At 60.8% G+C, this 13,830-nt stretch carries 9 protein-coding genes and 1 pseudogene; all 10 read right to left on the reverse strand.

From position 1 onward, the window contains the following. Positions 1-56 precede the first annotated feature (56 nt). The gene (locus SM766_RS12770; RefSeq protein WP_368948013.1) at positions 57-1,466 is read right to left on the reverse strand and encodes an O-antigen ligase family protein; all 1,410 of its coding nucleotides are present in this window, start codon (positions 1,464-1,466) and stop codon (positions 57-59) included. Next, the gene (locus tag SM766_RS12775; RefSeq protein WP_368948014.1) at positions 1,447-2,955 is read right to left on the reverse strand and encodes a GumC family protein; all 1,509 of its coding nucleotides are present in this window, start codon (positions 2,953-2,955) and stop codon (positions 1,447-1,449) included. The genes SM766_RS12770 and SM766_RS12775 overlap by 20 nt, the downstream gene beginning before the upstream one ends. Then, positions 2,952-4,220, reverse strand: a complete 1,269-nt coding sequence (locus tag SM766_RS12780; RefSeq protein ID WP_368948015.1) for a polysaccharide biosynthesis/export family protein — start codon at positions 4,218-4,220, stop codon at positions 2,952-2,954. Before SM766_RS12780 ends, SM766_RS12775 begins: the two co-directional genes overlap by 4 nt. Beyond that, positions 4,220-5,761 carry a nucleoside/nucleotide kinase family protein gene (locus SM766_RS12785; protein WP_368948016.1) on the reverse strand — a complete coding sequence of 514 codons (1,542 nt, stop codon included), beginning with the start codon at positions 5,759-5,761 and terminating at the stop codon, positions 4,220-4,222. The genes SM766_RS12780 and SM766_RS12785 overlap by 1 nt, the downstream gene beginning before the upstream one ends. Next, the gene (locus SM766_RS12790) at positions 5,761-7,278 is read right to left on the reverse strand and encodes a lipopolysaccharide biosynthesis protein (RefSeq protein WP_368948017.1); all 1,518 of its coding nucleotides are present in this window, start codon (positions 7,276-7,278) and stop codon (positions 5,761-5,763) included. Before SM766_RS12790 ends, SM766_RS12785 begins: the two co-directional genes overlap by 1 nt. Positions 7,279-7,368: 90 nt before the next feature. Further along, positions 7,369-9,603, reverse strand: a complete 2,235-nt coding sequence (locus SM766_RS12795) for a DNRLRE domain-containing protein (protein WP_368948018.1) — start codon at positions 9,601-9,603, stop codon at positions 7,369-7,371. 184 nt (positions 9,604-9,787) lie between these two features. Continuing rightward, positions 9,788-10,609, reverse strand: a complete 822-nt coding sequence (locus tag SM766_RS12800; protein WP_368948019.1) for an AAA family ATPase — start codon at positions 10,607-10,609, stop codon at positions 9,788-9,790. After that, a complete protein-coding gene (locus SM766_RS12805; RefSeq protein WP_368948020.1) occupies positions 10,606-11,772 on the reverse strand; it encodes a glycosyltransferase in 1,167 nt (388 codons plus the stop codon). Before SM766_RS12805 ends, SM766_RS12800 begins: the two co-directional genes overlap by 4 nt. A gap of 40 nt (positions 11,773-11,812) precedes the next feature. Next, a complete protein-coding gene (locus tag SM766_RS12810) occupies positions 11,813-12,532 on the reverse strand; it encodes a sugar transferase (protein WP_368948021.1) in 720 nt (239 codons plus the stop codon). A 550-nt stretch (positions 12,533-13,082) separates the two neighbouring features. Further along, positions 13,083-13,460, reverse strand: a pseudogene (locus SM766_RS12815) (transposase); the annotation flags it as partial. Positions 13,461-13,830: the final 370 nt, after the last annotated feature.

Below are 13,830 nucleotides of genomic sequence, written 5' to 3' on the forward strand. Positions count from 1 at the left end.
GGAAAGTTCAAGCTGACCGGCACGCCAGGCTGATCAGGCGAAGAATCCGGCGGTGCTCAGTCGTTTTCGAAGAGCTTCTGAAGCGTAGGCTCGGTACTCGACCCGCTTTCAGGGAACCTGCCAAAATCATCTTGCGACGATGAGCCTGTAAGTCGGCGTGCAGCGAAAGCGAGGTAGGTGAAGAGCCAGAAATAGGGGCTTGTCGAGGGGCCGAATGAATCGCTCGACATGTTCGCCGCGATATAGACTAGGGTGCTGAGCGACAATCCGATGCAGATCATCCGGGCCGATGTCGTGCCCCGTGTCGCGCGTAGCATTCCGACGATTGACCACAGGCAGAGGGTCACCACCGCGCCGATCATGATCGCGACGCTCAGCAAGCCCGGCGCGCCAAGGGTGCGCATGTAGTCCAGAAACAGGTTGTGACTGTGGGAAACGTCGGCTTGACGGTAAAAAATATCGATGCGCTGGCTCGCTCCCTGGCCGAGGAACGGATCGGCGAGAAACTGGTCGATACTGTAGCGCCACAGGAACCCCCGGGTCATCAGGGATTCCAGCTCTTCCTGACTGTAGAGGAACTGGGACAGAAGCCCCAATGCGCGCGGGTTGAGAACGTTGAGCGCGAGAATGCCAAGCCCCGTCAGCACAAGGGTGACGACAAGGTATAGAGCCATCATGCCGATCCGTCTGACACCGGAATATGCAACGATGGCATAGGCCAAGAGCATCGTCAGGATCGACGCCCAGGCCAGCATCAGATTGGTCTTGGAGCCCGACGCGAACAACCCAAGCAAAATCAGGAACAGGCAGAGTATCCGGAACGGGCGCCGCCGCCGCACGGACATAAGCAGCGCCATGAGGGCCGGGATCGTGGTGGAGATCGCCATGCCGAACTGATTTGGGTTCTTGAACATCCCTGCGGCGCGGTCGGTTCCCTTGAAAACCATCTGGTGCAGCGGTGCGATGTCATAAGCGATCAGGCTCAACAGCGCGGTCGCCGCCAGCGCAGCTGCAATGATGTCAATGTAACGCAGGATTTGCTGCCGTGTGACCGTGCTACGGACAAGGAGATAGATTGCGAAACCGGAAACGAGGGTGGACAGATAACGGCTCGCCCGTAAGGGTTGGGCGGCCCCGAAGGTCGACAGCAGCGACCAGACGATGAGAAACCCGGCACAGGCAAGAACAATCGCGATGGTGCGCGTGGCCGCGACATCGAACGGCGTGCGCCGGGCCCGGGCGGCCTCGAACCAGACCGGTAGCCCGACCAGCATCACCCCAAGGGCCAGCGGCGCCCCGGCGGGAAGGCTGACAAGCGCCGGGGCGGCAAGCAGCGCGACATAAAGATACGCCACATAGGCAGGGAGAGGGGCTGCGCTCGATCGGCGCGCCAGCGTGAGGGGCCGCCCTGCCGGAAAGGGCCCTGCGCCGCTGCCTGACGGCCAATCAGACCCGCGCACGTTCATTGCGCTTCCATTCGGAAATCCCCGCGAGACCCACTCCCACGAAGATACTCAGGGTAAGAGAGATCGCCAGCACCACCATCTTGTTCGGCGAACTGGGCAGGGTTGGAGCCACGGCATCGGCGACGATGCGCAGGTCGGAATGGCTCTGCGGGGCGTAGCGGGTGGTCTCAAGCTGGCTCAGGTATTCCTGATAGGCGCCGTCATAAAATATTTTGTCACGCCGCGCCGCCTGAAGCGCGGACCAGGTCTCGCTTGCGACATAGGCGTTCAGCTGACTGATCTGGTCGCTGACGCTTTCCTGTTCGGCGACCGTGGTTTCAAGCTCCACTTCGATTGCACTGGCGGCGAGGCGAACTTCTTGCCTGAGACTGGCTTCGAGTGTCTTGATGCTGTCGGTGATGGCAGACACGGATTGCGGCTGGGAGCCGGGCTGCTGCTGAATCCCGGCAAGCCGGTCCCGGGCTTGCGCGAGCTCGGTAAGCAGCTGTCGGCTGGCCGGGCTGTCAAGGGTGATGACCGATGTATCGCCCGTGCGTTCATAGGCTGCGATCAGCGACAGCTTGGTCTTCAGCGCTGCCGCCTTGGCCTCGAGCATCGAGAGTTGCTGGCGCAGGGCGAAGGTTTGCTGTTCGATCTGCTGTGGGTCGGCGGCCACCCTGCCGGTTCCGCGCAGGAGAGACCGGACATTGCTGTCGGCCTCGGCCGCCTTCTGCCGCGCGCGTGCCGCAAGGGTTTCCAGCTGGGCGATCCGTTGCATCTTTGCCTCTTCGTCGCGGGCCAGTGCCCCGGCCAGGTGGGCGCGCGCAAACGCATTGGCGATATCCGCCGAAAGCGCCGACGACACCGAGCTGTAACGCAGTTCGATGAGCCGCGTATTCCCCTTGCGAGAGACACTCAGACCCTTCTTGACCTTGCCGATTACCATCGGCATCGGATCAGCGGGTTCGTCAGGACTGGCGCGTCCGGCCCATTGCCTCAGCGTGTCGACCAGCGCCGCAAGGGTGCTGGCCTCAGGTGCGAATTCCGGCAGAGTAGCAAGATCGAGTTCGCGGATCACGGCGGCGGTGGTTTCGTCTGAGCGGATCAGTTCGGCGTTGGTGTCGAGGTCGATCGCCGTTCCCAATTCGGAGCGCAGATCGCCCCCGGTGACGGACCCGAGATAGAGCGAAACACGCGCTGCATACATCGGCGTGGAGAAGACGATAATCGCCAGCGCCAGAAAAATACCGGCAGCGAGGCAGATCAACAGTGTCTTCGCTTGCCGTCGAACCGCCGCCAGAAAGGATGCGATGGTCGGCGGAGTTGCCTGCCATTCGAATTCGAGAGGATCGTCTGGTAAGTCGGAGCCATCCATTGCTTCCCTGCCTTCAGTTTCTTGTTCTCCGTCCCCGCGCACCCTTCGCACCAGCCTGATGAAAGATTCGGCGGTGGGCGCCTCGTAGAGCCAGTAGTTGTCGAGCGGATCTTCGGTTTGTTGTGACCCTTTCATTGCGTTTCTATCCCCTGCTTTCCGGGCTCCACGGCCATGCCGGGGGGCAGGACGTGAAGTTCGACGATATCCCCTGGCATCAGGGCCATCGCAGGCTTGGTCTGAGCCCGGGCGAGCGTCACGCCGTTTCGGGTCACCGTGGCCGTTGGTTTGATCCCGTAAAGCTGCCGTAGCGGGTCTCCGGCACTTGCCGTCAGGGTCGCCAGGTTGGCCTGCCGCTGTTGGGCGCGGGCCACGGCTTCGCCTAGGTCCTTCCAGGCGGTGATGCGCGCATCGCTGTCGATGGCGCTGATTTCAGCTGAGAGCTTCGCCGCCTCGGCGCGGGCTTCTTCCAGGGTGACGTCGATCTGCAACGCCCGGCTCGCCGTGACCAGAGCGGCGCGGCGCACCTCGGAAACGCGTGACATTGGCGCCAGCCCCTTTTCCTGCAGCGCGCGGATGTCTTCGAGATCCTTCTCGTCCATCGCCGCGCCGTTGTCCTCGTTCTGCTTTTGCTCACTCAGGACGCCGATGCGCTTGCGAACCCTTTCGATTTCATCCTGCAGGTGTTGTTTCTGCGTCTCGATGGCCACGCGGGTTTCTTCGAGGATAGACCGCTCGACGCTGACGATGCTGTCGATCGCGGGGATATGTGCCACAAAGATGCGTTGGTAATCCTGAGGCGTGTCGGTCCCGAGGAAGGTTTTCAGGCGCCATATCCGGGCGTATTCATTGGCCAGCGCGGTCACGGCGGCCGCAATTTCGTCGCTGGAGGCCGGTCGCTGGGTATCGCGTGGCGGTCCGCTGCTTGCCAGCGTCATCACGTGGTGCAGGGTCATGCCGCCGCGGAACGGGATTTCATGCGCGCCACCGGCATCTCCCGAGACATAGATCGGCCGGTAAGAAGCCACAGTGACAAGAACCTGATTGGTTTCGATAATCTGGGGCAACCCGCCACCAGGAGCGACCCGTCGGGTCAGGCTCATCTCGGCATAGGCCTCGGCGGTCTTGCGGCGGACGTCGTCAAGCGTTCCCCCGCCTACAGCGATCGGTCCCACCAGCGGGAACCAGGCCGCGCCACCCATTTCGATCGGCACGTCGACATTCAGTTCCGGCGCCCCCACGACAAGCAGGCGCAGCACGTCACCCGGGGCCAGCCGATAGTCATCGGCCGCGATCGGGAGTGCCGTCAGCAACAGCGCCATGAGGGAGAGGACAGCTGCAAGCCATGTTCGGGTCTGGGGCTGCGAGCGTGTTTCGGCAGGGCGGTTTGGTGCGGTATTCATCACAAGACCTTCCAGATCACGCGGCGGACGGATCGAACAACTTCGTCAAGAGGCTGGTCGGCATCGATTTCCGCCACCAGCGTTTCGTCGGGAAAACGAAGGGCGCGGACCACTTTGATCCGGTTTTCGATTTCCTCAGCGCTCATCTCGGGGCGACGGGACAATGCCACCTCGGGCGAGGCGATGAGCTTGATCACGACGTCAGGTGGGTAAAGCCGCGCGTCAGCATAGGCGCGGGCTTCCCACCGTGCCAGCGCCTGGGCGAGGCGGGAGGACGAGCTTGCAAAGCGGCCAAGCAGGCAGCCATCGTTGAAGCCTTGGAACTGGTCTTGCGGGTAGCGATCGCAGATGACCACCAGACCACGGTTCCGGGCGCGGATCATCCGCCGCAGCTTCGCGCGTTTCTCAAGGCTGAGGCTGAGCGCCCAGGGGATCAACGCGACGGCTCTAAGACGCCCGCGCAAACCGCTGCGGCGCTGGCTTGGCGTGCCGCTCACGGCGCGTCGGTCGACAAGGCGCCGGGCGATCTGCAGTGGCAGTCGCAGCAGCGAACCGGGACCGTCGCCGCTTCCGAAATAGATCGGAACCACGTCGAGTTTTTGCCCAAGCCAGGACATCGTGTCGGCGCGCATCGTCGACTTGCCCGCTCCGTCGGAGCCGAGAAAGGCGACAACAATACCGCCCCGTGGCGATGTGCGGCGCAGCGGGATCGCCCAGTGAAACCGCCTGCGGCTTAATCCGCCGAGAATCCAGAAGATCTCCCGCACCTTCATGAACAGCGCTGCCGAGATGGCGCCGTAGGTCCGATGCGGGCGCAGCGCGGCACGCACCACCTTGGCGAATGCCGCACGGTCGGAATGTCGGGCCCCGTCTGCGAGGATGCGGCGCAGTGGCGCTTCGGTCTTCGGTCCGATCAGCCTGGCAGCGAGCGAGATAACCGCATCGGCTTCGGCGCGCTCGACCAGCCAGGCGAACTCGCGTTCGAAATCATCGTTCCCGCCTTTGACACGGATCCATGCGGCAACGGTTGTCCTGATCCGGCGCTTGAGGGCGTCGCGGACGAGAAGCAGCAAAAGCTCCATTTCGGGGGCGGTGACATAGGCGCCGTGAGTGGGGTCAAACCTGCGCGTCGCGAGGGCCTGCGCTTCCCACGGTAGGCGGTAGCCTTTGAGGTGCTTCTGACCAAGCGTGAGGCGGTGATGCAGGTGAAGGTGAACCAGCGTTCCGGTCGCGTCGTCAACGGCGAGATAATCCTCGACCGCCGGATAGGCGGTAAGCGCGGTCGCCTGGAACCGGCGGAAACCGCTTTCGGCCAGGATGCGCTGCAAATCGTCGCCGCGCCACGGTTCCACCAGAACGTCCAGATCCGTGAGGCCCCGCATCCCGGCACCGAGGTGTTCATTGCTTTTCCAGTGGCAGTACTGCAGGTCGGCAGCATGCAGGCGGTCAAGAAGCTGCTGCACTACCGCGAGGCCGATTTCGGGTACCGGCGCGCCGTCCCAGGTCGCGCTTTGCAGCAGATTTTCACGATCATCCTTCATCACGATACCCGCTTTTGAAGCAGTGCGATGCCGCGCCGCATGCGCATGGGGCCGACATTGGCGAGGGCGAGCAGCAGGCGCTCTCGATCCGGCCCGAGAAAGAGCTGCGGGCGCATCCAGATCAGAAGCGGCACCAGCAGCGCGGCAACCAAGATAGTGCCCCCGACAACCGGAACCGATCCCGCGCCGGTCCCCCGCAGGCCGGTTGCGATGGTGAAGCTGCTCCCGCCGAGGATCAACGCGAGAAGCGCGCCAGGCAGATGCGCCTGGCCGAAGGTTCGCCAGCTCATGGCGGACAGGCGCAGGCTAAGCTGCGCCATCATCAGGAAATTGAGGGCGAGGGCGCATAGGACACCGATCGCCACGCCGATCAGTCCCCACTGCTGCCCGGACAGCGCACCGACAAAGACCGCCATGGCGAACACACCCTGGCGCCAGGCCCGGGCATATACGGCGCCGGTGGCGCGCACGATGGAGTCGCTGATCTTGGAACTGGTGCGGAACAGCATCCCGAGGGCAAGGAAGCGCAGCGGCACCGCCGTACTCGCCCAGTTCGGCCCCAGCAGGATGTGCACGATTTCGGGGGCGAGGATGGCAATGACGACACCCGCAGGCAGCATCACCGTCGCACAGGCGAAAATACCGCCACGATAGGCTCGGGCCAGACGTTCGGGCTGGCTCTGGACGCTTGCCATGGTCGGGAACAGCACCCGGTCGAGAGCCTGCCCCACCAAGATCGCGGGCGCGGCCATAAGTTGATAAGCATGACCGTAGAGCCCAAGAGCCACCGGCCCAAGCCAGCGCCCGACGACCATGTTGTCGGCCTGGGACGCGAAGTAGTTACAAAACTTGGCGATGGTGAAGCCCGTGCCGAAATAGAGAAGCTCACCGACGGCACGCGATTCCAGCATGAGCCGGTTTTCATGCGGCTGGCCGACAAGCAGTATCAGCGTCCGGACGATATTCTGCGTCAGGTACGCACCGACCAGCGCATAGACCCCGAAGTCCATCAGCGTGAGTATCGGCGCCACCACGATGAAGCCGAGCCCGAAGGCCCCTGCCTCGACCAGTGCGAGCCAGCGAAAGCGGAAGGTGCGAAGGGCTAGCGCCTCAGCCACGGTCGCGATGCCGCGCAGCGGGAAGCCGAGGGCCATGATCCGCACCACCCCCGCCAGTTCGGGCATCTGGAAGAAGCTGGCGATCGCATCCGCCAGGAGATAGGCCACCAGCCCCACGACCAGCCCCATTGCCACCGACAGCGTGAACCCTGTGCGGATATGTCGGGACTCAAGCGCGGGGCGCTGAACGATGGCTGGGCTGACCCCGAGTTCGGAAATGATCGCGCAAAAGCCACCGACGACCATCGCCGCGGCGAAGAGGCCGAACTGTTCCGGCGCCAGCAACCGCGCCAAGAAAATGATCGCGATCACCTGCAGCAGTGCCCGCGTGCCGACCGCCAGCGAGGTCCAGCCAAAGCCGGAAATCGTCGTTTCGGTGAGTTTTCGCCCGCCCGTCATCGCGTCACTCTCCGGAAACACGGGGGATATCGGCTTTGGTGCCAGTTACCCTTTGGCCATTCACCCGTTGGTCCTTCTCCCGTTGACCCGTCATGCAATGGCCCAATCGTTGTGCAGGTTGATTTCAAACAGGCGCCCGTCCGGTTCCTGGTCGTAGCCGTAATCGACGGCATAAAGCGACATTTTGTCCCCGTCATTCGGGTCGCTGCTCGGCGCGAGTTCGAGCCCCTTCAGCTTTGGCTTGCCGCCAGTGATCGGGCTTCTGTAATCATTCAGCAGGTCGGTCGAGGCGAGAATGTTGCACTCGCGATCAACTTCAAAGATGGTGCCGCGCGTGCTGCCGCTTGAGATATAAAAGACATCCTGCGCGGCATCGTAGGCCAGCCCCTCGGTATCTTCGATTTCGCTGGGCAGAACGGTCCGTTCGATCAAGTCGCCGGTTGCGGACAGTTCGACAAGTTCCCGGTTCGCCCCGTTGAGCAAAAAGATATGGCCCGTCGCAGGATCGATCACCGGATCTTCGGCGTCTTGGATGTCGAGCGCGCCCACGTCGATTTGACCGAGCAGGACCGTCGGGTCGTTTGGATCGGTGATAAAGATTTTGTTGGCGTCGTCGTCGGTGATGTAAAGAAGGCTGTTGAACGGATTATAGGCCACTCCCGTCGGCTCATCGGTGTAGCTGATCAGGGAGAAGGCATCGACATATGTCCCGTCCAGCCGCGTCGCGAATAGGTTCACGGAGCTGAAATACGGGCTTTCGTTATGCTCGGAATCCACGATGAACAGCAGGTCGAGCTCGGGCACATAGGCAATGCCGGAAGGATCACCTGATCCATAGCCCGAGGGGTCGCCTGGGAAATAGTCGGTCGTGTTATGGATTGCGACGACGGCGGGGGAAAGGGGCTGCACCACAGCGTCGTTGTCGATCACAGCAACCGAAACGCTGGACGTCCTGCCATCATAGGCAGTGTCGGGGCTTGAGGTAGTCAGGATCAGGGTGAAATTCTCTGTCCCTTCGGTAATCGTGTCGTCCATCGCGCTGAGCATGATCGTTTGCGGTGTCTGCCAGTTTTCGGAGGTGAAGGTCAGGGTTTGGGGCGTGAACCCGATATCGTCGGGACCCGAGGTCGAGACTGTGATCGTCACGTCCGCAGTTGGCGCAGTTTCCAGCGAAACCGACAGGCTGTCTCCTTCTCCGTCCTCGGTGACGATCGTCGATCCGTCGCTTTCGGTGACCGTGATGCCCGGCACCGGATCGGTCGGGATAGAGTAGGTCACTGACAGGATCGGGGCGGTGCCGCTCTCGGATGATCCGAAGCGCAAACCGTTGTCGCCGCCGACAGTCATCAGCCAGCCGTTGTTGGCCAACCCATCAGACCACGCTTGCAGACTCTGCGTCACATCAATCAGCTCAGTCCCCTTATTGAGACGGCTGAGCACAACATCGGGGGAGGAAAATGCCTCCACGTCATCCGTCTGAATGCCGTTGCCGAAACCGTTCCAGGTTATGTCCGCCTGGCTGGTCCAATCCCCCGCCATGAGGTGGAACGCCACCGAATCCCTGGTGCCGTTGGACAGCACAAGCGTCAGGGTCGCCGAGGTGATCGTCGCGCCAAGTGGAATCTGCCCCGGCCCGTTTCCGAAGATCTCCGAGAACCGGATGAGCCCCTGCATCTCGCCGCCTGCCTTGTCGGCGCCATCGACATAGACAACGGGCTTGGTGTCATAGCTTCTGTCCGCGCGGCTTTCTCGGATGTAGGTGTCGATCGTCCCCAGATATCCCCCGACATTCTGCTGGAAGCTGGTTGTGACCTCTGCGGCATTCTCAGCCGCAGGAACATAAGCCGCGGCGGCTTGCTCGATCATCGTATAGGTTGGGGCAACGTCATCCTCATGCAATTGGACGCTCCGGTCGGTGCTGCCATTGCTGCCGAACAGCCAGCCGAAACTCTCAATGCCATAAGACCAGCTTTGCAGGCTCCGCATCACCTCAATGACACCGGTGCCGGAGAAAAGACCGCCGGAGGAGCGGTGCGCGCTGCTGTTATCCGTCAGACTGCAAACGCCGGTGGTGTCCCAGTTCCAGTTTGCCAGGCCGGTCCAAATCGAGGAAATTATCGGGTCGAGCGGAATTTGGTCTTCATCATCCCCGAATGAATTCGAAAAGGTGAAGAACCCCAGTGTTTCGCCCGGAAAATATTGGGACCTGTCGGCGTGGACATCGGGGGTGGAATCATAACGGTCATCCGGCGCACTTTTCCAAATAAAGGCGTCTATCGTGTCATCAAAGTCATATAGATATTTCTGATTTGCAGTCGTCGACATTTTTTCACCTATTTAACAAGCAACATTTCCCCGAAGCCAAAAGAAAACGTAAGAGGCCATACGATTTCCATGTTTTCGAGAACCTGAGAAGGATTTTGCATCAGGGCGCTTTTCGAGAGCCCGATGACTGGGGGTTTTGGGGGCAAGGGATGAGGATTTGTGCGTCGTGTTGCGCCGATTATTGTTATGCATGCAGCCCCCTTTCTTCCATGCGCCGACGTGGCACCCGGCCGGTCCCGTCTGCCAGGAGCTGCGACATGATCTGGTGCGCTGTCTCGTCTGGCCTTGCGGTGCCGTCGACGGTGATGATCCGGGGCGCGATGCCGCGCGCGTGGCCGACTGCCTTTAGGGTGTTGAGAAGAGACCGGCGCAGGAATTCCGCTTTCTCCCACGTGCCTTCGGCGTCGGTGGCGTCTCGGGCTTGCAGACGCGAATGCTTCGAGTGCCGGGCAGCAAGGCGGTCGGCGCAAATCGTTGCTGGGGTTGCGACCGATACGTAGATCCGGTTGTTGGTGACCGCGTGGGATAACCCGTCGCCCATCAGCGCCTGGGTGTCGCCATTCAGGGCGCGCAGTTGGACCGACCACAGCGCTTGCAGCAACCCCTGGTCGAGGACCGCGCTCATGCCGTGGCGTTCGAGCCGGGCATAGAACGCCATGATCGTGGCAACAGTGGAGACGGCGCGGAGCTTGTCTCGCAAATGCGGCTGCTGGATCGCCAGAGTCTGTCTTACTGCGTTGCGGCTGCCGCCGTCATGGCCAAGGTTGGATAGGATCAAACGCAGCTTCGCGGCCGCACGGGTTGTTTTGCCTGCTTCGTCCCTGAAAAAATCGGGGGCGAAGATCAGGTCAGGGTGTCTGCGTGCCAGTGCCGCGTGAACTTCGCGCGCAACAGTCGTCTTTCCCGACCCGGGCAGGCCGAAAAACTCGATCTTCAGCCCACGCATCAGCCCGTGTCCCGGCGCGGTGGCAATCCTTGATCGCTGCGAGTGAGGCAACTGGTTCATGCCGGGGCCTCCCTGAGCAGGCTGCGCGGCAGCAGCTCTTCGTAAATTTCAAGCGTCCGCCTCGCCATGAAATCGGCATCCCAACGGTCCAGCGGCGTGGCGCGGGCTTCGGCAGCCATCGCCGCCCGCCGCTCGGGAGACGAGACAAGCTGTCCGAGCCTTTCACGGAAACCATCCCAGTCTTCCTGGGGGACAATGAAACCGTTCACGCCATGGGAAATGATCTCTTCGATGCCGGGCAGATCGAACAGGACAACCGGCCGCCCCACTGTCAGGGTTTGCAGCACCGTTCGCGGCAATCCTTCGCGCTCGGCGGTGTGGATGCAGATATCGGCCATGGCGATGATCCGTTCGGGATCGGTGCGGTATCCAAGCAGCGTGACCTGGTTTTCAAGGTCGAGTTCCCTGATCGTGTCCTCAATCGCTGACCGAAGATGCCCATCCCCTGCAAAGACGAGGTGCAGCTCCGGTAACTGTTTGAGAAAAATTGCGATTTCCCGCAGGAGTTCGAGGTGCCGTTTGCGCGGTTCAAGCACGGCAAGCATGGCGATGACGACCGGGCGAGGGGCGTCTGAGCCGAGCCCGAGAAGATCGCGCCAGCCCTCTGGTGGCACGGCTTGCCGAAACCGCGACAGCTCGAATCCAGAGGGGACGACAAAGTGCTGTCGGCTTGCGCCGACTTTGTGGTCTTGGCAGGCGCGCCGCATCCCCTCGCTGACATGGATGAAGCCATCGGTCATCCGCGCCGTGGCCCGTTCGAGCCCGAGATAGACGGCCTTTTGGGCTGGTCCGACGCCGAGAAATGGCAGGATATGGACGCCATGCACGACAAGCGGAACACGGGCCGATGCTGCGGCGAACCGACCGATGATGCCGGCCTTGGACTGATGCGTATGCACCACGTCGGGCTGGATCTCCCTCAGCAGACGACGGATTTCGAGGAAAGCAGCCGGGTCCTGAACCGGGCTGAGGTTTCGTACCAGGTTGGGTACCGCTACAAGCTCTGCTCCCGGGGCAAGCGCCCGTGCGAATTCGGGCAGGACGTCACGGCCATGGATAAGGATCACCTCATGCCCGGCCGCGACATGGCGGGCGGCTGTCAGCAGCGTGTTCTCCTCGGATCCGGCGCGAAGAAGGCGTGTAAGGATATGGACGATCTTCATTCCACCGCCCCGCTCTTGTGTGTCTCAAGCGTTTTCAAGGTCAGGCCCCCGTCATCCGGAGAGCCGCCGGCAAGGTCATGAACAGGATCCTGAGATCCTCAAGAAGCGACAGGTTATTAGAATAGAGATGGTCGAGTTCGACCCGTTCTTCGTAGCTGATATCGTTCCGACCCGAAATCTGCCACAAGCCAGTCATGCCGGGACGTACGCTCATGTAGCTGTCGATGACATGCCGGTAGAGCGGCAGTTCATCCTTGGTCACCGGGCGTGGCCCGACGAGGCTCATATCCCCGCGAATGACGTTCCAGATCTGCGGCAGCTCGTCGAGGCTCGTCTTCCGCAATATCCGGCCCAGGCGCGTGATCCGCGGGTCTTTGCGCAGTTTGAAATCCCTGTTCCATTCGGCTGCTGCTGCCGGATCTTCGCGCAAAAGCTTCTTGAGGCGGGCCTCCGAGTCAGCGACCATTGTGCGGATTTTGAAGCACGGGAAGGCGCGGCCATTCTTGCCGACACGGCGGTGTGAGTAGATCGGCTTGCTTCCGTCGATGGCGACGAAGGCCGCCAGAATCAGGATAAGGGGCAGAGCTAGTGGCAGGAGCAGGAAAGCGCCGACGATGTCGAAGCACCTTTTGCCCCACAGCGCATAGAGATGGGTCGGCGTCGTTCGACCGAGTTTTCCGATAGGATTGGTGCCTACGGCGGGGGCATAACTCGTATTCGAATAGCTGAAATAGTTCTTGTCTTTGGGTACGCGAAACATAATACATCTCCCCTTGGCGAGGAATTGTACTTCCAACGCCAACTAAAAGCGTTCAACGCCAAATAAAGGCGTTCCCGCGATACGCGAAGTGTCGCATGCATTTTAGATTTGGAGTGATTGCAGTCGGATCCGAAGATTGATCCGTAATCTCTTCTTGTACTTTTTAATTCACCGTAAACGCTCGGCAAAAGAAGGGCCGAGATAGTTTCTTCGATTTACGGGATTGCGCCTGTATTATTATTATACGGAAAGGCTCAAATAATTTAGTGAGCCCCGCAATCCTCCGTAGAATTAGTCACAGTTTCTAAACGGTGACAGACTTCCTAGAATGAGTCAATCATTTAGTCATAAATTTGACACATATCTGACACATTCCTGTCGCAATCTATTTGAGTGGGATGTCCGGGTAAGGATATGTGGGTGCAAACCGAAGCATAGACGTGCGCAAGGAGTGTCAAGGGGGAGACATCGTGATCGGTGCGTGTCGAGCGTCCCGCTGACAGCCACTGATTGAGCCGATTGGACGGGGTTCAGGATGCATTGAGTTGCAGAAGTATGTGACGGTTGCGGCCAGGGCGATTGGCGAGAAAAAGACATTCGGGCAACGGTCATAGTTATTTGTGACGCGCCGCCAGTCCTTCAGTCTTCCGAACATGATCTCTATGTGGTTGCGCTGATTGTCGCGGTGCTTTTCGTATCTTGCTGTAGTCTGTTGTTGCTTCCTGCCTGGGGCAGGTGCGGATCCCGTTATCTTGCAACGCTTCTCTGAATCAATCGGCGGTGTGCCCGCGATCACCAAGACGCCAATCCAAATTTGATGAGCCCGGCACGCTGTCACGAAGAGGTTCAGTGGGCGTCCTTTGCTGCCGCAAACTGCGTGCAGTTTCGTGTTCGTGTCGCCCTTGGTGCGTCTGATCAGGCGGCCACGCCTCTTGTTGTTTCGACGCCTAGATATCCGCTTTGAACCAATCTGAGGCTTATCCATGACATTGATCCAGAGGAACAGCCATATAGGCGACAATTTAGTCTGGCCGTGTGTGAGCGGCGGCAAGGAGCGGAAAGCGGTCAGTGCTCAGATGGGCAGGAAACGCATGGCGCCTTGTTTGCAGAAATTCCGTAAGGCGCAATGCCAATAGGATGATTCTCAGATCGAAGCTTCGACGTGCTGCCAGATCGTCGGTGACCTGCCCCCCGAGGCTCCCTTATTCATAACGAGAGTCTGCGGGTCTGGTTTTCATATTCTCCGTCGTCTGATTGGGCAAGCGCGCCGGGCGCGGAGCCCTCAAATTGCTCAAGCG

The organism is Pseudophaeobacter sp. A-200-2, assembly GCF_041008815.1.
GTDB classification, from domain to species: Bacteria; Pseudomonadota; Alphaproteobacteria; order Rhodobacterales; family Rhodobacteraceae; genus Phycobacter; species Phycobacter gallaeciensis_A.